This is a genomic window from Streptomyces hydrogenans (assembly GCF_014656075.1).
Lineage (GTDB): Bacteria > Actinomycetota > Actinomycetes > Streptomycetales > Streptomycetaceae > Streptomyces > Streptomyces hydrogenans.
In genome coordinates this window covers 46,307-67,803 of record NZ_BNBS01000008.1, presented here as the reverse complement: position 1 = coordinate 67,803, position 21,497 = coordinate 46,307, and the positions used below count along the sequence as shown (strand labels likewise).

Here is a 21,497-nt window from a genome sequence, read left to right as displayed (position 1 = left end):
CAAAGACAGAGGGTGTTCACAGAACGTGACGGAGGGCCCGGTCACGGATCATGAGCGCGGCTCGTTTGTCGGGAAGGTCGATTTCCGCCGCGTAGCGGAAGCCGGCGCTGAGGAAGGCCGAGACGGAGGGGGTGTTGCGGATGTCGGGTTCGGCGACGACGCGGGTGCAGCGGGGACGGTGGTCGAGGACCAGATCAGCCACGGCTCGCAGGAGTGCGGTGCCCACGCCGCGGCCACGGTCCGTGACGCCTCCGAGGAGGAGATGGATACCCGTGTCGTGCGGGCGGGCCGGGTAGGCGCGGGCGAGCGGGTCGAGGTCGGCGCGGTAGAGCTCGAAGTAACTCATCGGCGTGGAGTCGAGCACGCCGAGGCAGGGGACGCTGCGGCCGTCGCCTTCGAGCTGGGCGCGGACGTGGTCGGCGGTGACGGTGTCGGGCCCGGCGAGTTCCCAGAAGGCGGCGACGGCGGGGTCGTTCATCCACCGCGCGAGCAGGGGCAGGTCGCGTCCCAGGCGGACGGGGACGAGGCGGAAGCCGCCGAAGCGGGTGTCCGCCGGTGCCCAGGAGGCGACGGAGTCGAGCAGGTCGCCGTCGAGCCGGCTGTCGCCGGAGTCGCTGGTGGGGGCGGCGGTGGCCGGTGGTGTCGGCCGTCCGCCGGTGAGGAGGGCGACGAGGTCGTCGACGCGGAGGTCGAGGGTGTCGTCCCCCGCCGGGTCGGCCCGTGGCGGTTCGGCGGTGAGGGCGGCGGCCGTGGTGTCGGCTTCGTGGCCGGCGTGGTGTCCGTGGTCCGGATGTATGGACATGGGGCGGGTCTTCCGTGGGTCGTGGGCGTCCCCGCGGTGAGGGGCGGGGGACGCGCCGGTGGATGCGGTGCGGCCGTGGGCGGCGAGGGATGGGCCGCCCGGGGCTCAGGCCCGGAGGGGGTTGGTGATGGTGACGTAGACGGACTGGGTGTCGACGGGGCCGACGAGTTCGTCGAGGCCGTGGAGGCGGGTGAGGAGGTTGGCCTTGCTGCGGAGGGTGGCCGCTTCGAGGAGGCGGTGCGGGAGGGGTGAGCCGAGACCGGTGGCGGAGGTGAGGAAGGAGCGGAAGGCGGCGAGCAGGATCCGCTCGTCGCCGAGGTGCTGGGCGCCGAAGGCGCCGATCAGGCCGAGGACGTTGTTGATGCCGAGGTAGTAGGCGAAGCGCTCGTCGGTGACCTGGTCGGACACGAAGGTGTCGCTGTCGGCGCCGATGCCGGGGAGGCGGCTCTCCAGCTCGGCCCGGTGGGACTCGCGGAAGTAGTAGCCCTGGTTGTCGCGGTAGCGACCGCCGGCGGGCCAGCCGTCGGTGTCCAGGAGGACCAGGGTGTTCTGCTGGTGGGCTTCCAGTGCGATGCCGGCGTGGCCGTCGAGCCAGAGGACGGGGCGGACGACCTGGTCGAGGTAGCGGAGGAACCACTCGGCGGCGACGGCGGCGACGGGGCGGCCGGTGCGGGTGGAGAGGCGGTGCACGAGGTCGGCGAGCCGGGAGCTCATGCCGGGGGTGCCGGGCCAGGGACGGGGGGAGGTGAGGGCCGCGAGGCAGACGGCGTCGTCGCCGGGGCCGAAGGGGTTGTGCCGGATCATCAGGTCGAGTCCGGGTACGGGGGTGCCGTCGGGAGCGTCGACGGCGAGCCAGGCGGGGTCGCGGACGATGTCGAAGCCGGGGTGGGCGGCCTGCCACTCGTCGACGAGTCCGGTGCGCAGGAGGCGGTGGACCTCGACGCCTCGGTGGAGTTCCTTGCGGAGGTTCTCTCGGCGGGAGTTGGTGATGCGCAGGCCGAGGGAGAGCTTGAGCATGGCGCGGGCGCCGGGGCGGTGGACGGTGCGGACGGAGGAGGTGGGGTGCCAGTGGCTGCCGTGGGGGCCCAGGTCGTGGAGGAGGCCCTGGTCGAGGAGCGCCTGGACGTCGGGGCGGTGGAGGAGTTCGCGGGCCTGCCAGGGGTGCAGGGGCAGGGGGGTGGTGCCGGCGGGGTGGGCGAGTCCTTCGGCGAGGCCGGTGGCGAGCTGTTCGGCGGTGACGGGACGGCCCTGCTCGGTCCAGGCGGAGTCGGAGGCGAGGAGCGCGTGGTCGACGGCGAACCAGTGGAGGGGGAAGGAGCCGTGGAGTTCGGGTGAGTAGAGGCGGGACTCGGCCTCGGAGAGTCCTTCGCGGCTCTTGGGGGTGGGGTGGAGCGGGTGGCCGAGGAGGAGGGACTGTTCGGCGGCGAGGAAGAGGTCGGCGGCGGGGTGGGGCCGGGGGTCGCGGCGGCCGGCGGCGAGGAAGTCGGCGGTGCGGCGGGCCGAGTCGGCGACGCGTCCGACGAGTTCGGTGGCCTCCGCGCGGCCGGTCTCGCGGCTGAGGAGGGCGGCGAGGGTGACGGCGTCGACGGCGGGCGCGGAGGAGGGGAGGCCCTCCAGGGTGGGGGTGCCGAAGCGGTGCCAGCCGGTGGGCGACCAGTACGGGACGGGGACGAGGAGGGCGGTGCCGCTGGCGTCGAGGGGGATGCGCAGGGTGCCTGCGTCGGGGGCGGGGAGGTTCTTCTCCCGGACCCAGCAGCGGAGGAGGTTCTCGACGGCGGCGGTGTCGGCGGCCCGCTGGGGGTCGGGGTCGTCGAGCGGGTCGGCGGCGGGGGTGCCGGGCCGGTGCGGGTCGGTGGCCGGTGCCGCTCCGGGGCGGGACGTCCTCGGGAGGCTGGGGCCGGTGTGCTGGCGCGGGACCGTGGGCTCCTCCGCGTCGGGGTGGGTCGCGGTCTCGGTCAGCTGGGTGGTGGGGGTGGCGTTCACGCGGGATTCCTTGGAGAGGGGGCCGTGGGCGGTCCGGTTCAGTGGGACGGTCCGGGGGCGGGCCGGTGGGGGGCGGGCGGCCGGGGGACGTGGGCCCGTTCGGCGGCGGCGAGGGCGTCGGCGAATCGGTCCAGGACGGCGGTGGCCTGCTCGTCGGTGAGGGTGAGCGGGGGAAGGAGGCGCACGACGGCGGAGTGGCGGCCGCCGAGTTCGACGATGAGGCCGCGGGCGAGGCACTCCTGCCGGACGGCCCGGGCGAGGGCCGGGGCGGCGGGCGGGACGGCGGCGTCGGGGCCGGCGGCCTCGGGGTCGGCGAGCTCGATGCCGATCATGAGGCCGCGGCCGCGGACGTCGCCGACGCAGGGGTGGGCGGCCTGGAGGCCCTGGAGACGGCCGAGCATCCGGGCGCCGAGGGTGGCGGCCCGTTCGGCGAGGCGGTTCTCGCGGACGTACGCGAGGGTGGCCGTGCCGGCGGCCATGGCGAGCTGGTTGCCGCGGAAGGTGCCGGCGTGGGCGCCGGGTTCCCAGGCGTCGAGCCCGGAGCGGTACACGATGACGGCCAGCGGGAGGGAGCCGCCGATGGCCTTGGAGAGGACCATGACGTCGGGGACGACGCCGCTGTGCTCGACGGCCCAGAAGGCTCCGGTGCGGCCGACGCCTGTCTGGACCTCGTCGACGACGAGGGGGACGGAGTGCCGGGCGGTGATGCTCCGCATGCGGCGCAGCCAGGCGTCGGGGGCGGGGAGGACGCCGCCCTCGCCCTGGACGGCCTCGACGATCATCCCGGCCGGGATGGTGACGCCGCTCTTGGGGTCGTCGAGGAGGGTCTCGGTCCAGCGGGCGGAGAGTTCGGCGCCGCGCTCGCCGCCGACGCCGTAGGGGCAGCGGTACGACTGGGGGTACGGGAGCCGGGTGACGCGGACGTCGTCGGCGCCGCCGGAGACGGCGAGGGCCCCGGCGGTCATGCCGTGGTAGGCGCCCGTGAAGGCGAACAGGCCGCGCCGGCCGGTGGCGGTGCGGACCAGTTTCAGGGCGGCCTCGACGGCGTCGGTGCCGGCGGGCCCGCAGAACTGGATCCGGGCGTCGGCGGCGAGTTCCGGCGGGAGGGTGGCGAACAGCTCGGAGGTGAAGGCGTCCTTGACCGGGGTGGCGAGGTCGAGGACGTGGAGGGGGGCGCCGGAGTCGAGGACCTTGCGGATGGCTTCGAGGACGACCGGGTGGTTGTGGCCGAGCGCGAGGGTGCCGGCGCCGGAGAGGCAGTCGAGGTAGCGACGGCCGTCGGCGCCCTCGATGGTCAGACCGCGGGCCCGGACCGGGACGATCGGCAGCGAGCGAGCGTAGGTGCGGGCGGCGGACTCGCGCTGCGTCTGGCGCCGCAGGATGGCCTCGTACCCGCCCCCGGCCGCCGTGCCGTATCCCCGCCGGGTGGACGCGGCGGGACCGGCCGGCGCCGGACCTGTCGGGGGGCCTTCGGCGGCGGCCGGGCCCGCGCCGGGGGCCGGGGGCCGGGTGGGGGCGGTGGCTGGAGCTGATTCGGTCACGGCCACGGCTCGGTGTCCTCCCGCGGTAACAGTTGCGTTGCACATCGGCGGGCCGCCCGGCCGTGCTCAAAGGCCGCTTCGAGCGCCGCCGTTGTGTCCCCCGTACGTACCAACGACGGGAACTGCCGGGGAACACGGGCCGCAGGCAAGATCCTTGGCGTGTCGCGGATCACGGCATGACAACGGCCGGACCGGCTCCGGAACCGTCGGCGGGGCGCGTACCGTCCCCTCCGGCACCGGCATAGTGGGGGCCGTCGTACTCGGGTCCGTCCGGACACGAGTACGACCGAAGCTCAGACATGCACCAGTTGACGTAGTCCCAGGGGGATCACGAGATGCGATCGATTCGTCCGCTGCTGATGGCGGCGTCCGCCGTCGCGGCGCTGACGCTCACCGCGACGGCCTGCGGCCCGACCGAGGAGAACGCAGGAGACAAGCCCAGCGCGCCGGTGAGCGAGAACCCGGTCGACAAGATCAAGATTCCGGAGGACCTGAAGCAGCGGCTGAAGGACCACGGGATCGATCTCGACAAGTGGCGCGACGGCGAGTGGAAGAACTGGGACAAGGACAAGTGGCTTCGTGAGGCGAAGGACTTCGTCAACCCGATCATCGAGGACCTCTGGGACCCGGACCGGATGCGGGACGCCGAGCGTCCCGAGCGTCCGGTCGAGGAGGAGGACATCTCGGGCGACGAGGGTGTCACCGACCCGACTCCGGACCCGGTGAAGGCGAAGCCGGTGCCGGCGAAGTACCACGCCAACTCGCCCGCCTCCGGCAAGGTCTTCTTCGACGGCCCCGAGGGCTCGATGGTCTGCTCGGCCACCGTGGTGAAGGACCCGGCCCACCCCGGCAAGTCCAACCTGGTGTGGACCGCCGGACACTGCGTCCACAAGGGCAAGGAGGGCGGCTGGTACCGGAACATCGCCTTCGTCCCCTCGTACAACGACGCCGCGCTGCCCACCTCCGACCTGGAGAAGGCGACCCGCGAGCAGATCGCGCCGTACGGCGTGTGGTGGGCGGACTGGGTGAAGACCTCCGACCAGTGGATCGCGCAGGGCGCGTCCACCGGCGGCGCGGGCGCCCCGTACGACTTCGCGGTCATCCAGGTGACCCCGGAGAAGGGCTCGTCCGGCAAGTCGCTGGAGGAGACGGTCGGTACGGCCCTGCCGGTCGAGTTCAACGCCCCGGCGGTGCCGAAGATCGCGAGCATGACGGCGACGGGCTACCCGGCGGCGCCGCCGTTCGACGGCCAGAAGATGTTCCAGTGCGCGGACAAGCCGGGCCGTCTCTCGCTGAAGGCGGAGCAGCCGACGATGTACCGCATCGGCTGCACCATGACGGCCGGTTCGTCCGGTGGCGGCTGGGTCGCCCAGGGCCAGGACGGTCAGCCGGCGCTGGTGTCGAACACCTCGATCGGCCCCTCGACGGCCGGCTGGCTGGCTGGGCCGCGCTTCGGCCCCGAGGCCAAGGCGATCTTCGACGAGGTCAGCAAGAAGTACGCCGGCCAGTAGTCCGGTGACAGCGCGGGTCTGAGGGAGGCGGGACCGGTCGGTCCCGCCTCCCTTCGCACGCTCAGCACACCTTCCAGGGGGAAACCACCAGATGCGTTCCGTACGACTCATACCCACGGCCCTCGGCGTGGCGGCGGCGCTCGCGCTGACCGCCACGGCCTGCGGGCCGACCGAGACGCCGGCGGCGGGCGGGGCGGGCACCTCCGCGTCCGCGCCCTCCACGGCGGCCCCGTCCGAGGGGGCCGGTGGCGCGGACGGCCTCGCGGGCGACCTCGCCGACAAGCTCAAGAAGCACGGCGTCGACCTCGACGCGTGGAAGCGGGGCGGGTGGCGGGACTGGGACACCGGCACCTGGCTGCGCGAGGCCGAGGACTTCGTCAATCCGGTCATCGAGGACCTGTGGGACCCGGCGCGCATGCAGTCGGCGAAGAGCCCGGACCCGACGATCACCGCGCAGGCCGGGGCCTCCGGCTCGGACCCGGTGCCGCGGCCGGTGACGGCGCAGCGCGAGAAGACGCCGTACCACTCCCACGCCGCCCCCGTCGGCAAGATCTTCTTCGACTCCCCGCAGGGGTCGATGGTCTGCTCGGGCACGATCGTGAAGGACCCGCGCCGGCCCGGGAAGTCCAACCTGGTCTGGACGGCCGGTCACTGCGTCCACGCCGGGCAGCGCGGCGGCTGGTACCGCAACATCACCTTCGTCCCGGCCTTCAACGACCTGGGCAAGAGCCCGTCCGCGCTGCGGAACGCGCGGCCGCACGAGGTCTACCCGTACGGCCAGTACTGGGCGGACTGGGCGGTGACCTCGGGCGAGTGGCTCCAGCGCGGCGGCACGAACCAGGCGTGGCCGTACGACTACGCCGTCCTGCACGTCCAGCCCCAGCGCGGCGGCAAGTCGCTGGAGGAGACCGTCGGCGCGGCGCTGCCGGTCGACTTCTCCGCCCCGGCGCCGGCCGGCGCCGGGACCGTGGGGGCCTGGGGCTACCCGCAGGCGGCCCCATACGACGGCGTGATCATGCACAAGTGCCTGGACCGGCCGTCCCGGCTCACGACGGCCCCGGCGACGCCGGTCATGTACCGGATCGGCTGCACGATGACGGCGGGTTCGTCGGGCGGCGGCTGGTTCCGGGTGCTGCCGGGCGGGAAGACGGCGCTGGTGTCGAACACGTCGATCGGCCCGGCGGGCAGCCGCGGCTGGTTGGCCGGCCCCCAGCTCGGCCGCGGGGCCAAGGCGGCGTACGACATGGTCAGCGCGAAGTTCGCCCGCTGACCCGATCCCCACGGCCACTCACCACCGACCCTCTGGTCGGTGACCGCAGACCCGCTGATCGGTGACCACCGGCCCGATGGTCGGTGACCACTGGCCGGGGACCGCTGTCCACTGGCCGGCGACGGCGACAGGCGGCCGCCGCACGAGAACGGCTCCGGCCCCCCTCCCTGGTCGGGAGGGGGGCCGGAGCGTTGCTGCGGGTCGGTCTCCGCTCAGTGCGCGGCGGGGACGTACGGCGCGAGGGCCGCCGCCAGTTCCTCGTGCACCCGGGCCTTGACCAGGGTGCCCTCCGGGGTGTGCTCCTCGGAGAGCATCTCGCCCTCGGCGTGGACGCGGGAGACGAGGCCGCCCTGCGTGTACGGCAGCAGGGCCTCGATCTCCACCTCCGGGCGCGGCAGCTCGCGGTCGATCAGGGCGAGCAGCTCCTCGATGCCCTCGCCCGAGCGGGCGGAGACGGCCATGGAGTGCTTCTCGACGCGGAGCAGGCGCTGGAGGACCAGCGGGTCGGCCGCGTCGGCCTTGTTGATGATCACGATCTCCGGCACGTTCACCGCGCCGACGTCGCGGAAGACCTCGCGGACGGCGGCCAGCTGCTCCTCCGGGACGGGGTGCGAGCCGTCCACCACGTGCAGGATGAGGTCCGCGTCGGCGACCTCCTCCATGGTGGAGCGGAACGCCTCGACCAGGTGGTGCGGCAGGTGCCGGACGAAGCCGACGGTGTCGGCCAGGGTGTAGACCCGGCCGGACGGCGTCTCGGCCCGGCGGACGGTCGGGTCCAGGGTGGCGAACAGCGCGTTCTCCACCAGGACGCCGGCGCCCGTGAGGCGGTTGAGCAGCGAGGACTTGCCCGCGTTGGTGTATCCGGCGATGGCGACCGACGGCACCTTGTTGCGACGCCGTTCCTGCCGCTTGATGTCACGGCCGGTCTTCATCTCCGCGATCTCCCGGCGCATCTTCGCCATCTTCTCGCGGATGCGGCGCCGGTCGGTCTCGATCTTGGTCTCACCGGGGCCGCGGGTGGCCATGCCGCCACCGCCGCCGCCACCCATCTGCCGGGACAGCGACTGACCCCAGCCGCGCAGGCGCGGCAGCATGTACTGCATCTGCGCGAGGGCGACCTGTGCCTTGCCCTCTCGGGACTTGGCGTGCTGGGCGAAGATGTCGAGGATCAGGGCGGTCCGGTCGACCACCTTGACCTTGACCACGTCTTCGAGGGCGATGAGCTGGCCGGGGCTGAGCTCGCCGTCGCAGACGACGGTGTCGGCGCCGGTCTCGACGACGATGTCCCGCAGCTCCTGGGCCTTGCCGGAACCGATGAAGGTGGCCGGGTCGGGCTTGTCGCGGCGCTGGATCACGCCGTCGAGGACGAGGGCACCGGCCGTCTCGGCGAGGGCGGCGAGCTCCGCGAGGGAGTTCTCCGCGTCCTGCACGGTCCCCGAGGTCCAGACGCCGACGAGCACGACGCGCTCCAGGCGCAGCTGTCGGTACTCGACCTCGGTGACGTCCTCGAGCTCGGTGGAGAGGCCCACGACACGGCGCAGGGCCGCGCGCTCGGAGCGGTCGAACTGCTCGCCGTCCCGCTCTCCGTCGATCTCGTGGCTCCAGGCGACGTCCTCTTCCATCAGGGCATCGGCCCGAAGGCTCTCGGTGCGGCGCGACTGCGCGAAGCTCTGCTCGTCCTGGGAAGGGGAAGAAGAGGAGGTCATTGGATCCTTACGTCGGTGGAAACGATGGTGTCGGTAGAACGTGCGGCGGCACCGGAAGATTCCCTCGGGAACTCCCGGTCGGCCTCGTCGCCGACCTGAAAATGGTGACACGGCCTCCCCGCGCCCGTCACGCGGGTTTCCTCAGTGTTCCGCGCCGGCGGGCGCGTGGACGCGCCAGTCGGGGTGTCCGGGCATCGGCGGGGTCTTCTCGCCGTACAGCCAGCCGTCGAAGAAGGCGTCGAGGTCCTGTCCGGAGACCTGTTCGGCCAGGGCGGCGAAGTCGGCGGTCGAGGCGGTGCCGTCCCGGTGTCCGGCGACCCAGCGCCGCTCCAGCCGCTCGAAGGCGCCGGTGCCGATCGTCTCCCGGAGGGCGTAGAGCACGAGGGCGCTGCCGTCGTAGACGACGGGCCGGAAGAGGCTGATCTTCTGTCCGGGCGCGGGCGGGCGGGGCGCGGCGGGCGGTCCGCCGTCCGCGCGCCAGCCGTCGGAGGCGGCGTACGCGGCCTCCATCCGGCGCTCCATGGACTTGCCGGCCGTCTCGTCGGCGTACAGGGCCTCGTACCAGCTGGCGTGTCCCTCGTTGAGCCACAGGTCGGACCAGGTGCGCGGGGAGACGCTGTCGCCGAACCACTGGTGGGCCAGCTCGTGGACCATGACCGCGTCGACGTACCACTCGGGGAAGCGCGGGTCGGTGAAGAGCCGCCGCTCGAAGAGGGACAGGGTCTGGGTCTCCAGCTCGAAGCCGGTGGTGGCGTCGGCGATGAGCACGCCGTACGTCTCGAAGGGGTACGGGCCGACCTTGCCCTCCATCCACTCGAGGTGGCCGGGGGTCCTGCGCAGCCAGGGTTCCATCGTCTCGCGGTCCTGCGCGCGGACCACGTCCCGGACGGGGATGCCGCGCGGGCCGGTGCGGTGCAGGACGGTGGAGCGGCCGACGGAGACCTGGGCGAGTTCGGTGGCCATGGGGTGGCGGGTGCGGTAGGTCCAGGTGGTGGTGGCGCCGTGGTCGGCGCGGCCGACGGGTAGGCCGTTGGCGACGGCGGTCAGGTCGCTGGGGGCGGTGATCCGGAAGGTGAAGGCGGCCTTGTCGGAGGGGTGGTCGTTGGAGGGGAAGACGCGGTGGGCGGCGTCGGCCTGGTTGGCCATGGCGAGGCCGTCGGAGGTGCGGACCCAGCCGCCGTTGGAGGCGGGGCCGCGGGGGTCGCTGGTGTGGCGGACGGTGACGGTGACGGGTTCGCCCGCGTCGATCGGGGCGGCGGGCGTGACGACGAGGTCCTCGCCGCTGGTCCGGTAGGCGGCGGGCACGCCGTCGACGGTGACGCCGGAGACGGTGCCGTGGGTGAAGTCGAGGTGGAGCCGGTCGAGGTCGGCGGTGGCGAGGGCGTCGACGCGGGTGACGGCGTCGAGCGGCTCGGTGTTCACGCCGGAGTAGGTGAGGGCGATGTCGTAGGCGAGGACGTCGTAGCCGGGGTTGCCGAGGTACGGGAAGAGCGGGTCGCCGATGCCGAGCGGGGCGGGGGCGGGCAGCGCGGCCGCGACCAGTCCGGCGGTGGCGGCGACGAGCCCGGAGGCCCGGAGCCAGGGCGCGCGGGCGCGCCGCGCGGGGCCCCTGGCGTACGGGGCGGGGCGTGGGTACGGGGGCGGTCGGGGGTGCGGGGCTGGTGCGGACTGTGAGGGCGGTGCGGGCGACGGGGAAGTGAGCGGCATGGGCCAGGGCTACCAGGGCCCCGGCCCGCCCCCCGAGCCGACGCGCGCACCCGCCACCCGAAGGAGTCACGCGCGCGTGGACGGAGCCGAGCCGACGGCAGGACCGGGGCGCTGGGGCTGGGGGGCGGAGGCGAGCCTGGGGGGCGGAGGCGAGCCTGGGGGGGGCGGAGGCGAGCCTGGGCCAGAGCCAGGCCCGGGCCGGGGCCAGGGCCATGGCGGGGACCAGGGCCCGGACCGGTCCCGATCCCGTCCCCGTCCCCGTCCCCGTCCCCGTCCCCGTCCCCGTCCCCGTCCCCGTCCCCGGCGAGCCGTGTGGGTGCCGGGTTCCCGAGGAAACCCGGCTCAGAGACGGTGGGTGCGGCCGACGTCGTAGACGCCGGGGACGTCGCGCATGGCGCGCATGAGGTTGGGGAGTTCGGCGGCGTCGGTGAGCTGGAGGGTGTACGTGTGGCGGACGCGTTGCTCGTTCGGCGGCTCGACGGTGGCGGAGACGACCTCGGCGCCCGCGGTGGCGATGGCCTCGGTGAGATCGGCGAGCAGACCGGGGCGGCCGAACGATTCGGCGACCAGCGTGACCCGGCAGTGCGCGGCGTCGCCCCAGCGGACGGGGACGACGGCGCGGCCGAGCCGGTGCATGACGTCGACGGCCGGACAGCCGGTGCGGTGGGCGGTGACGGAGCCGCCGCGGACCCGGAAGCCGGTGATCGTGTCGGGGGGTACGGGGGTGCAGCAGCCGGCCGGGCGGACGGGGGCGGGCGGGGCGCCGTCGAGGTCGGCGTGGAGTTCCGCGCCGGAGCTGCGGTCGGCGGCGACGCTGAGCGGCGCACGGGGGGCCGCGGCGGGCTGGGCGGCGGCCTCGGGGTGTGCCTGGAGCCAGGCGGTGATCGCGATCCGGGCGGCGGGGGTACGGGCGTGGTCCAGCCACTGCGGGGAGGGGCCGGAGTGGCTGTCCTGGGCGAGGAGCAGCTGCACGGTGTCGCCGTCGGCCAGGACGGTGCTCAGCGGGGCGAGCCGGCCGTTGACGCGGGCGCCGAGGCAGGCGTGGGCGGCCTCGCCGTGCTGGGCGTAGGCGGCGTCGACACAGGTGGATCCGGCGGGCAGGCCGAGGGTGCCGGCGTCGGCGCGGAAGACGGTGATCTCGTGGTCCTCGGCGAGGTCGGCGCGGAGCGAACTCCAGAAGGTATCCGGGTCGGGGGCGGACTCCTGCCAGTCGAGGAGGCGGGCGAGCCAGCCGGGCCGGGTGGGGTCGGTGCGCTCGCCGTCCTCGGCGGGATCGGGTCCTTCGGCGGGTTCCGCCTGGTCGGGGGCGGTGCCGTGGGGGCTGCCGAGGGCGACGACGCCGGCCTCGGCGACCTTGTGCATGCGGTGGGTGCGGATGAGGACCTCAACGACGGCCCCGTCGGGGGCGGCGATCGCGGTGTGCAGCGACTGGTAGAGGTTGAACTTGGGGGCCGCGATGAAGTCCTTGAACTCCGAGATCAGCGGGGTGAAGCAGGTGTGCAGCTCGCCGAGGACCGCATAGCAGTCGGCGTCCTCGGCGACGAGGACGAGGAGCCGTCCGAAGTCGCAGCCGCGCAGCTCGCCGCGCTTGAGGCGGACGCGGTGGACGGAGACGAAGTGGCGCGGGCGGACGAGGACTTCGGCGGCGATGTCCGCCTCGCGCAGGACGGTGCCGACGTGCTCGGCGACGGCGGCGAGCGCGTCCGGGGAGCCGGAGCCGGTGGCCTCCGCGATGAGCGCCCGGGTGGTCTCGTACTCCTCGGGGTGGAGGATGGCGAAGACCAGGTCCTCCAGCTCGGTCTTGAGGGCCTGGACGCCGAGCCGTTCGGCGAGGGGGATGAGGACGTCCCGGGTGACCTTGGCGATGCGGGCCTGTTTCTCGGGGCGCATCACGCCGAGGGTGCGCATGTTGTGGAGCCGGTCGGCGAGTTTGATCGACATGACGCGGACGTCGTCGCCGGTGGCGACGAGCATCTTGCGGAAGGTCTCGGGCTCGGCGGCGGCGCCGTAGTCGATCTTCTCGACCTTGGTGACGCCGTCGACGAGGTACGCGACCTCGTCGCCGAACTCCCGGCGCACCTGATCGAGCGTCACCTCGGTGTCCTCTACGGTGTCGTGGAGGAGGGAGGCGGTGAGGGTGACGGTCTCGGCGCCCAGCTCGGCGAGGATGAGGGTGACGGCGAGCGGATGCGTGATGTACGGCTCGCCGCTCTTGCGGAACTGCCCCCGGTGCGAGGACTCGGCCAGGACGTAGGCCCGGCGGAGCACCGACAGGTCGGCCTCGGGATGGTGGGCGCGGTGGGCCTCGGCGACGTGGCTGATGGCGTCGGGCAGCCGGTCGCGCGGGGCGGGGCCCGCGGTGGCGCCGAGCAGGGCGGCGCGGCCGATCCTCCGCAGCTCCAGCCGGGCGCGGCCGCGCCTGCGGACGCCCGTGTCGGTGACTGCGGCCTCGGCCGCGCTCACGGGGTTCGTGGCCTCTGCGCTCATGGGGCACCTCCGGCGACGTCGACCGGCGGTGGACGGGCGAGAGGAGCCCGGGGGGCCGGTGCTTGATGCTACCGACCCCACCACGTGGCGCAGTCCCGCTCTCGCCCAGCGTGAAACGGATCACCCATTCGAGCGACGCGGGAGTCGTTGACTGTTTCGATTACGCCGCCCGGACGGCGGGGTCCTTCGGCCGTCGGCGCTCAGCCGGCGGCGAGCCAGGAGGGCTCCAGGGTGCCCTCGCCGACGATGACGGCCGGTCCGGTCATCTCGATCTCCCCGTCGGGGTGCTCGGTGATGACGAGGGTGCCGCCGAGGACGTCCACGGTGTACGTGACGGGGGTGCCGGTCGCGGCCGGGTCCGTGCCGTCGCGGCGGGCGGTGGCGACGGCCACGGCGCAGGCGCCGGTGCCGCAGGAGCGGGTCTCGGCGGCGCCCCGCTCGTGGACCCGCATGGCGACGTGGCGGGGGCCCCGGTCGGCGACGAACTCGATGTTGACCCCCTCCGGGTAGACGGAGGCCGGCTCGTAGGGCGGCTCGTCGTACAGGGTGCCCGCGTGGGCGAGGTCCTCGACGAAGGCGACCGCGTGGGGGTTGCCCATGTTCACGTTGCGCGCCGGCCAGCTGCGGCCGTCGACGGCGACGGTGACGCCCGCCTCGGGGAGGACGGCGCGGCCCATGGAGACGGTGACGGAGCCGTTCTTGTCGAGGTGGACGCGCTTGACGCCGCCGCGGGTGGCGACGGCGATCTCGCCGGCGGTGACGTGGCCGGCGTGCTCCAGGTAGCGGGCGAAGACCCGGACCCCGTTCCCGCACATCTCGGCGACCGAGCCGTCGGCGTTGCGGTAGTCCATGAACCATTCGGCCTCGTCGGCCATGGCGCGGGCCTCGGGGTGGGCGGCGCTGCGCACGACGTGCAGCACGCCGTCCCCGCCGAGTCCGGCCCGGCGGTCGCAGAGCCGGGCGACGAGCGCGGGGGGCAGGTCGATCTCGTTCTCCGCGTCGGGGACGATCACGAAGTCGTTCTCGGTGCCGTGGCCCTTGAGGTAACGGAGCGGGGTGGTCTGCGTGCTGGTCACGAGATCAACTGTACGGTGCCGCCCGGACAGCCGTTCCGGTTGTCCACAGGGCGGCCCACGCATCGTCCACAGGGAGGCCCGCAGGCCGTCCGCGGGACCAGGCGCCTCCGAGCGGCCCTCTCCGGGACCGGGCGGCCGGGTGCGCCCCGGCCTGCTCAGCGCAGGCGGGCGACGCGCCAGACCGCGAGGGCGACGAGGGCCGCGATGGTGATCACGTAGAGGGCGAGGACCCGCCAGTTCGGCCGCTCGCCGGAGCCGCGCTGCGGCAGCCCGGGCCAGGTGTAGCCGACCTTGCGGGCGGCCATCACGCCCCAGCCGGCGGCGCAGAAGCTGATGAGCAGTCCGAGCATGGCGACGACCGCGCCGCCGTCCCCGGAGCCGAAGGCGAGGGGGAAGGCGAACATCAGGGAGCCGACGGCGGCGAGCCCCACGATCGGGGCGAGCTGCCAGATCCTCAGCAGGCGCCGGGGGCGCAGCTCGACCTCGACCTCGTCGGCGATCTCGACCGCGGTGCCCTCCGCGTCGTCGGGACCGTCGGGCGTCAGCCCCGGGGCACCCCCGGGGACCGACTCGTGCTGTTCTCTGTCACGAGGGCCGGCCTCCATCGCCACGCGCCCTCCCCACTCGGACTCCACTTGGTCGATCGATGCTCGATGATGGCACGCTCCCGACCGCCGAAATGACGGGCAGGGCGTCCCGATGCCATCACGTGATCAGGCTGTAACCGCTCGTTCGACCAACGAGAGCGCCTCCCGCGGGAGTTCCCCGCGGTGATCGGCGGCCCCGCTGAGCCAGTGGACGCGCGGGTCGCGGCGGAACCACGAGTCCTGGCGGCGGGCGAAGCGCTTGGTGGCGCGCACGGTCTCGGCGCGTGCCTCGTCCTCGGTGCACTCCCCCACGAGCGCCGCGAGCACCTGCTGGTAGCCGAGCGCGCGGGAGGCCGTGCGCCCCTCGCGCAGTCCGAGCGCCTCCAGGGCGCGGACCTCGTCGACGAGGCCCGCCTCCCACATGCGGTCCACGCGGGTGGCGATCCGCTCGTCGAGCTCGGGGCGGGCGACGTCCACACCGATCTGAACCGTGTCGTAGACGGACTCGTGGCCGGGGAGGTTGGCCGTGAAGGGCTTGCCGGTGATCTCGATGACCTCCAGGGCGCGGACGATCCGCCGCCCGTTGCTGGGGAGGATCGCGCGGGCCGCCTCGGGGTCGGCGGCGGCGAGCCGGGCGTGCAGCACGCCGGAGCCGCGCTCCTCCAGCTCCGCCTCCAGACGGGCCCGGACCTCGGGGTCCGTGCCGGGGAACTCCAGGGCGTCCACGGCGCCGCGCACGTACAGGCCGGAACCGCCGACGAGGACGGGGGTGCGGCCCTCGGCGAGCAGGCGGTCGATCTCGGCGCGGGCGAGCCGCTGGTACTCGGCGACGCTGGCGGCCTCGGTGACGTCCCAGATGTCGAGGAGGTGGTGCGGCACGCCGCCGCGTTCCTCCGGCGTCAGTTTGGCGGTCCCGATGTCCATCCCGCGGTAGAGCTGCATCGAGTCGGCGTTGACGACCTCGCCGCCGAGCTGCTGGGCCAGGAACACACCCAGATCGGACTTTCCGGCCGCCGTGGGGCCGACGACGGCGATGACCCGCGGTGCGGGAGCTGCGCTTCTCACCGCCCCAGTCTCGCAAACCTCGGGGGGCGTCCCCGAACGAGCGACGTGACAGGGGGGTGAGGGGTTCGTTGCGCGTTGCGTGGTTCCGGCCGTTTCGCGTGGCGTTCCGGCCGTGTTCCGGCCGTCGATCCCCCGCACGGCACCTCCCGACACGTAGGCTTGGAGTAGTTATGGGTGTTTTCGCAATGTTTCGCCGGAAGAAGAAGGGCGCCGCGGAGGACGCGGCGGTCGCGACCGAGGCGGCCGCGGTGACCGAAGCGACCGAGACCGACGTCACGACGGACATCACGGAGGACGGTGGCGTGACGCGGGTGGTGGTCGCGGGACTGACCGCTGCGGTGGAGTCGGAGACGGCGGAGCCGGCCCCGACGGAATCGGCCCTGCGGGAATCGGCCCCGGAGGGATCGGTTTCGGACAGGTCCGCTTCTGACGGGTCCGCCGCGGACGAGTCCGCTTCGCGGGCGTCTTCCGGGGAAGGCGCTTCGGAGGCGGAGTCCGAGGAGGCGGTCGCCGAGGTCGTGGAGATCCCGCGGCAGCAGTCGGTCGATACCGCCGCCGACACGGACAGCGAGACGGGCGAGACCGCCCGCAGGTAGGCAGGACACGGACACGGAGAGGTGCCCCATGGGTCTCCTGGATTCACTCAAGGCCAAGCTGGGCCCGGCCAAGGACAAGGTCTCGGACCTCGCGCACCAGCACGGGGACAAGATCGACCAGGGCCTGGACAAGGCCGCGAAGATGGTCGACGAGAAGACCAAGGGCAAGTACAGCGGCAAGATCCAGTCCGGCACCGGCAAGGCCAAGGAGGCCATCGACCGGATCGGGCACAAGGACGGCGGCACCCCCGGGACCGGGACCGGCGGCGCACCGGGCACCGGCGGCGTCCCCGGCACGGGCGACACGCCCGGCACGCCCCCGCCGCCGCCTCCGGCCGCCTAGGGACCTGCCCGCAGGGACGTGGAAGCGCGACGGACGGCCGCGGAGTGCGTGCTCCGCGGCCGTCCGTCGCGCTTCCGCGTCCCTGCGCCGTGCCGTGCCGTCCGACTCGCGCGGTCCCGCCGCTCAGGACCAGACGGCGACCAGGTACCCGACGCCGTAGGGCGCGTCCTCGTGGAGGAGGCGGCCCTCCAGGCCCGCGCCCTCGGCGGCGCCCGCGAGGACCTGCCAGGGGGCGCGTCCGGTCGCCTTCAGTTCGTACGCGAGGCCGGGGTCGAGCGCGAGGACGCCGGGGACGTCGGCGGAGCCCAGGACCCGGGCGGCCTCGGCGTCGAAGCCGGCGGCGCGCTCGTCGAAGTAGCCGGGCGCCTTCACGGTCCGGCAGGCGCTGCCGTCGCCCAGGACGAGCAGGGCGACCCGCTCGGCCGAGGCGGCGAGCGCGCGTCCGGTCGCGGCGCACTCCTCGGCCGTGGCCCGCTCGTCGACTCCGAGCCCCTCGACGGGGACGTCGGACCGTTCGGTACGGGAGAGCAGCCAGGCGCCCACGGCGAGCGGGCCCGGCAGCGGGCGGGCGCCCCCGGGGCCTTCGCCGAGGCGCACGGAGAGGTCGACGCCGAACCCGGCGAAGGAGCCGGCGGAACCGGCCGGGAAGGCGCCGAGGGCGTCCTCGGGCGCGGGCCCGACGACGTACAGCCGGTCGGGCCGGGCGGCGGCGAGCACCCCGAGGGCGTCCGCGCAGCGCGCCCGCGCGTCCTCCAGCTCGGGGGCGGCACCGCTCGCGACCTCGGGCACGAGGAGCGGCGGGCAGGGGCACACGGCTGCGGCGACAAGCATGATCCGCAGCCTACTGCCCCACGGCCCTGGTCAGCGGCCGGTCAGCGGCCTTTCGGCGTCAGCCGGACCGCAGCCGTCCCACAACCTGTCGGCGCCCGCCGGACCGCAGCCGTCCCACAGCTTGTCGGCGTCCGTCGGACCGACAGCCGTCCCAGAACCCGTCGGCGTCCGCCGGACCGCAGCCGTCCCACGGCCTTTCGACGACCGTCACCCCGGCCCCGTCACCCCAGCCCCGTCAGCCGCCCGCGCCCCGTCCGGCCGGCGCGGGCCCCGTCAGTGGCCGGCGCCGCAAGCCGGGGCGTCGGCCGCCGGGAGGGGGGCCGGGACGCCGATCTGCGGCAGGCCGAGCAGGACGCCGGCCGGCTTGGCGGCGGCCGCGGCGGTGCGCTTCTCCCAGGCGTCGCCCGCGCGGGTGCGGCGGACGGCGGTGGTGGGGCCCTCGGCGAGGAGGTGGTGGGGGGCGGCGTAGGTGATCTCGACGGTCACCACGTCGCCGGGGCGGACGTCCTCGTCGGGCTTGGTGAAGTGGACGAGCCGGTTGTCGGGCGCGCGGCCGGAGAGGCGGTGCGTGGCGCCGTCCTTGCGGCCCTCGCCCTCGGCGACCATGACGTCCAGGGTGCGGCCGACCTGCTTCTTGTTCTCGTCCCAGGAGATCTCCTCCTGGAGGGCGACCAGGCGCTCGTAGCGGGCCTGCACGACCTCCTTGGGGATCTGGCCGTCCATCTCGGCGGCCGGGGTCCCGGGGCGCTTGGAGTACTGGAAGGTGAAGGCGTTGGCGAAGCGGGCCTCGCGGACGACGTGCATGGTCTGCTCGAAGTCCTCCTCGGTCTCGCCGGGGAAGCCGACGATGATGTCCGTGGAGAGGGCGGCGTGCGGGATCGCGGCGCGCACCTTCTCGATGATGCCGAGGAAGCGCTCCTGGCGGTAGGAGCGACGCATGGCCTTGAGGATCGGGTCCGAGCCGGACTGGAGCGGCATGTGCAGCTGGGGCATCACGTTGGGCGTCTCGGCCATGGCGGCGATGACGTCGTCGGTGAAGTCGCGCGGGTGCGGCGAGGTGAAGCGGACCCGCTCCAGACCGTCGATGGAGCCGCAGGCGCGGAGCAGCTTGCTGAAGGCCTCGCGGTCGCCGAGGTCGGAGCCGTACGCGTTCACGTTCTGACCGAGCAGGGTGATCTCGGAGACGCCCTCGGCGACCAGCGCCTCGATCTCGGCGAGGATGTCGCCGGGGCGGCGGTCCTCCTCCTTCCCGCGCAGGGCGGGGACGATGCAGAAGGTGCAGGTGTTGTTGCAGCCGACCGAGATCGAGACCCAGGCCGCGTACGCCGACTCGCGGCGGGTCGGCAGGGTGGAGGGGAACGCCTCCAGGGACTCGGCGATCTCGACCTGCGCCTCCTGCTGCACGCGGGCGCGCTCCAGCAGGACCGGCAGCTTGCCGATGTTGTGGGTGCCGAAGACCACGTCGACCCAGGGGGCCCGCTTGACGATGGTGTCGCGGTCCTTCTGGGCGAGGCAGCCGCCGACGGCGATCTGCATGCCCGGGCGGGCGGTCTTCATCGGGGCGAGGTGGCCGAGGTTGCCGTACAGCTTGTTGTCGGCGTTCTCGCGGACCGCGCAGGTGTTGAAGACGACGACGTCGGCGCCGTCGGCCTCCTTGGGGGCGCGGACGTAGCCCGCCTCTTCCAGCAGACCGGAGAGCCGCTCGGAGTCGTGGACGTTCATCTGACACCCGTAGGTGCGAATGTCGTAGGTCTTCGGTCCTTCGATGCCCACTGTGAGACTCCGGTCGCTGCTGCTGGTCATGCCTTCAAGAGTATTCAAGAGTAGGCGCTCCCCGGCGGGCTCCCGGCCGCACGTCCGACGGTGTGCCCGGCCGCACGCCAGGGGCCCCGGGCGTGCGGGACCGCACGCCTGACGCCCGGGACCCGGCCGCGCGCCCGGCGGAGGCGCGGGTGTCCGGATGTGACAGGGAATCGTCATTGCCGTCACGGGGCGGGGCGGGCGAAGGTGGGGGCATGTCCGAGACGACCTCCACCACGGCCCCCGCGGCGCATCCGGTCCACCGGGTCGTCGTCGCGGTCTTCCCGGACGTGGACCTCCTCGACGTCACCGGGCCGGCCGAGGTCTTCGCGCTGGCCAACCGGGAGACGGGCGCCGTCCGCTACCAGGTGCGGCTGGCCGCGCCCGGTGGCGCCGGGGAGGTGCGGACCTCGGCGGGGGTCCGGCTGGTCGCGGACCTGGGCTTCGACGAGGTCGGCGCGGACGTGGACACACTGCTCGTGCCGGGGGCGGTGGACCCGGCGGAGAACGGCGGGGTCGTCGCCCGGCTCGACCCTGAGGTCGTGCGGTGGGTGCGGGAGACCGCGCCGCACGCCCGCCGGGTGGCGTCGGTCTGCGTCGGCGCCCACGTCCTCGCGGCGGCCGGTCTGCTCGACGGGAAGTCCGCGACGACCCACTGGTCGACGGCCGCACAGCTGGCGGCCGACCACCCGGAGGTCACCGTCGACCCCGATCCGATCTTCGTACGGACGGACCGGGGCCGACTGTGGACCGGGGCCGGGATCAGCGCCTGCCTCGACCTGTCCCTCGCCCTGGTGGCCGAGGACCTGGGCGAGGAGACCGCGCTGGCGGTCGCCCGACAGCTCGTGATGTACCTGAAGCGGCAGGGCGGCCAGAGCCAGTTCTCGGTACCGCTGAGCCGTCCGGCGGCCGGCCGGAGGGACATCGACGAGCTGCGGCTCTGGATCGCGGACCACCTCGACGAGGACCTGTCCGCGGAGCGGCTGGCCGGCCGGATGTGCCTGAGCGAGCGGCACTTCGCCCGGGTCTTCGCGCAGGAGACGGGGTCGAGCCCCGCCGCCTATGTGGAGGCGGCCCGGATCGAGGTGGCCCGGCGCCACCTGGAGACCTCGGACGCGCCGCTCGCCGAGGTGGCGGCACGGGCCGGGCTCGGCTCGGTGGAGACCCTGCACCGGGCGTTCCGCCGGCAGCTGGCGACCACGCCGGCGGCCTATCGCCGCCGGTTCCGCACGGGGAGCGGCTGACGGGCCCGCCGTCGCGCGCCCTCTGCCGTGCGTGGTGCGTGGCCCCGCCGTCGCCCGTCCCGCCGTGCGTGGTGCGTGGCCCCGCCTTCGCCCGTCCCCTGCCGTGCGTGGTGCGTGGCTCCACCCTGCCTCCCCAGCACCTTTTTCCATCGATTCATCCGTATTCGCATGCATTCGCAACGATTTCGACGAAGGGTAAAGAAATGACCGTCACCCCCTCCACTCCCCTCCGTGCCCTCTCCGGTCTGACCGACGAGCCGGCCCGCCTCTCCGACGCGGTCCTGATCCTCATCGACATCCAGAACACCTACCGCTCCGGCGTCATGGCGCTGGAGGGCGCCGAGGAGGCCGTCGCCGAGGCGGCGCGGCTGCTCGCCCGTGCCCGGGCGGCCGGCGCCCCGGTGGTGCACGTCCAGCACGACAGCGGCGAGGGCTCCCCGTACGACCTCACGGCGCACGTCGGCGCGATCAGCGACGAGGTGGCTCCGACCGAGGGCGAGCCGGTCGTGGTGAAGAACTTCCCGAACGCCTTCCACGCCACCGACCTGGAGAAGGTCCTGACGGACCTCGGTTTCGCGGCGGGCGGCGGGAAGGACCTGGTCCTGGCCGGGTTCATGACCCACATGTGCGTGAACTACACCGCCCAGGCCGCGTTCAACCTGGGCTACCGGCCGACCGTCGTCGCCGAGGCGACGGCCACCCGGTCCCTCACCGCGCCGGACGGGACGGTCGTGCCGGCCGCCGAGCTCAAGCGGGCCGCGCTGACCGGGCTGACCGACGTCTTCGCGGTCGTGGTGCCGACGGCGGCGGACCTGCCGGCCTGATCGCCGGGCACCCCGCGGTTTTCCGCAGGGGCACCGGGCGGGAACGCGCATACCGGCTCCGGGCCGCGCTTCCTAGGTTGGTGAGGGCCGCCGGGCGCGCAAGCCGGCGGCCTTCCCCGTGACC

At 74.0% G+C, this 21,497-nt stretch carries 17 protein-coding genes; 6 read left to right on the top strand and 11 right to left on the bottom strand.

Translation table 11 applies throughout. From position 1 onward, the window contains the following. Positions 1-16: 16 nt before the first annotated feature. The 3 genes from IE321_RS06045 to IE321_RS06035 all read right to left on the bottom strand — a co-directional run bounded on the left by IE321_RS06045 (position 17) and on the right by IE321_RS06035 (position 4,332). Positions 17-802 carry a GNAT family N-acetyltransferase gene (locus IE321_RS06045; protein ID WP_190222039.1) on the bottom strand — a complete coding sequence of 262 codons (786 nt, stop codon included), beginning with the start codon at positions 800-802 and terminating at the stop codon, positions 17-19. A gap of 105 nt (positions 803-907) precedes the next feature. Beyond that, the gene (locus IE321_RS06040) at positions 908-2,785 is read right to left on the bottom strand and encodes an IucA/IucC family protein (protein WP_190222038.1); all 1,878 of its coding nucleotides are present in this window, start codon (positions 2,783-2,785) and stop codon (positions 908-910) included. A gap of 38 nt (positions 2,786-2,823) precedes the next feature. After that, positions 2,824-4,332: a diaminobutyrate--2-oxoglutarate transaminase family protein gene (locus tag IE321_RS06035; protein WP_373316607.1), complete on the bottom strand. Its 1,509-nt coding sequence runs from the start codon at positions 4,330-4,332 to the stop codon at positions 2,824-2,826. A 329-nt stretch (positions 4,333-4,661) separates the two neighbouring features. Between IE321_RS06035 and IE321_RS06030 the strand changes: the two genes are divergently transcribed. Together IE321_RS06030 and IE321_RS06025 are read left to right on the top strand one after the other, a co-directional pair. After that, the gene (locus tag IE321_RS06030; RefSeq protein ID WP_043232462.1) at positions 4,662-5,837 is read left to right on the top strand and encodes a trypsin-like serine peptidase; all 1,176 of its coding nucleotides are present in this window, start codon (positions 4,662-4,664) and stop codon (positions 5,835-5,837) included. A gap of 91 nt (positions 5,838-5,928) precedes the next feature. Then, the gene (locus tag IE321_RS06025) at positions 5,929-7,107 is read left to right on the top strand and encodes a trypsin-like serine peptidase (RefSeq protein ID WP_190222037.1); all 1,179 of its coding nucleotides are present in this window, start codon (positions 5,929-5,931) and stop codon (positions 7,105-7,107) included. Positions 7,108-7,319: 212 nt separating this feature from the next. Here IE321_RS06025 and hflX read toward each other — a convergent pair whose 3' ends face one another. From hflX to miaA, 6 genes are all read right to left on the bottom strand, one after another. Continuing rightward, on the bottom strand, positions 7,320-8,813 hold the full coding sequence (gene hflX, locus IE321_RS06020; protein ID WP_043232468.1) for a GTPase HflX: 1,494 nt from the start codon (positions 8,811-8,813) through the stop codon (positions 7,320-7,322). 141 nt (positions 8,814-8,954) lie between these two features. Beyond that, entirely contained in the window at positions 8,955-10,520 is a 1,566-nt protein-coding gene (locus tag IE321_RS06015) for a M1 family metallopeptidase (RefSeq protein ID WP_190222036.1), read from the bottom strand. Positions 10,521-10,862: 342 nt separating this feature from the next. Next, positions 10,863-13,007, bottom strand: coding sequence for a RelA/SpoT family protein (locus IE321_RS06010; RefSeq protein WP_190222035.1), 2,145 nt, complete (start codon positions 13,005-13,007; stop codon positions 10,863-10,865). 200 nt (positions 13,008-13,207) lie between these two features. Beyond that, on the bottom strand, positions 13,208-14,083 hold the full coding sequence (gene dapF / locus IE321_RS06005) for a diaminopimelate epimerase (RefSeq protein WP_043228257.1): 876 nt from the start codon (positions 14,081-14,083) through the stop codon (positions 13,208-13,210). 155 nt (positions 14,084-14,238) lie between these two features. Then, the gene (locus tag IE321_RS06000) at positions 14,239-14,688 is read right to left on the bottom strand and encodes a hypothetical protein (RefSeq protein ID WP_043228255.1); all 450 of its coding nucleotides are present in this window, start codon (positions 14,686-14,688) and stop codon (positions 14,239-14,241) included. Positions 14,689-14,796: 108 nt separating this feature from the next. Further along, on the bottom strand, positions 14,797-15,735 hold the full coding sequence (gene miaA, locus IE321_RS05995) for a tRNA (adenosine(37)-N6)-dimethylallyltransferase MiaA (protein WP_043228254.1): 939 nt from the start codon (positions 15,733-15,735) through the stop codon (positions 14,797-14,799). Between the two features lie 98 nt (positions 15,736-15,833). On the opposite strand from miaA, the gene IE321_RS05990 reads away from it, so the two are divergent. Together IE321_RS05990 and IE321_RS05985 are read left to right on the top strand one after the other, a co-directional pair. Then, a complete protein-coding gene (locus tag IE321_RS05990; RefSeq protein WP_229916319.1) occupies positions 15,834-16,331 on the top strand; it encodes a hypothetical protein in 498 nt (165 codons plus the stop codon). A gap of 28 nt (positions 16,332-16,359) precedes the next feature. Continuing rightward, on the top strand, positions 16,360-16,674 hold the full coding sequence (locus IE321_RS05985) for an antitoxin (protein WP_190222033.1): 315 nt from the start codon (positions 16,360-16,362) through the stop codon (positions 16,672-16,674). 123 nt (positions 16,675-16,797) lie between these two features. Here the strand turns inward: IE321_RS05985 and IE321_RS05980 are convergent, their stop codons facing one another. Both IE321_RS05980 and miaB read right to left on the bottom strand, forming a co-directional pair. After that, positions 16,798-17,505 carry a class III extradiol dioxygenase subunit B-like domain-containing protein gene (locus IE321_RS05980; RefSeq protein ID WP_190222032.1) on the bottom strand — a complete coding sequence of 236 codons (708 nt, stop codon included), beginning with the start codon at positions 17,503-17,505 and terminating at the stop codon, positions 16,798-16,800. Positions 17,506-17,778: 273 nt separating this feature from the next. Continuing rightward, positions 17,779-19,308 (bottom strand): tRNA (N6-isopentenyl adenosine(37)-C2)-methylthiotransferase MiaB, encoded by a 1,530-nt coding sequence (gene miaB, locus IE321_RS05975; RefSeq protein WP_190222031.1) that lies wholly within the window; start codon positions 19,306-19,308, stop codon positions 17,779-17,781. A 212-nt stretch (positions 19,309-19,520) separates the two neighbouring features. Here miaB and IE321_RS05970 point away from each other — a divergent pair, with 212 nt between their 5' ends. Beyond that, positions 19,521-20,549: a GlxA family transcriptional regulator gene (locus IE321_RS05970; RefSeq protein WP_190222030.1), complete on the top strand. Its 1,029-nt coding sequence runs from the start codon at positions 19,521-19,523 to the stop codon at positions 20,547-20,549. A 203-nt stretch (positions 20,550-20,752) separates the two neighbouring features. Beyond that, complete coding sequence (locus IE321_RS05965; RefSeq protein ID WP_190222029.1) at positions 20,753-21,373, top strand: isochorismatase family protein; 621 nt, start codon at positions 20,753-20,755, stop codon at positions 21,371-21,373. Positions 21,374-21,497 lie beyond the last annotated feature (124 nt).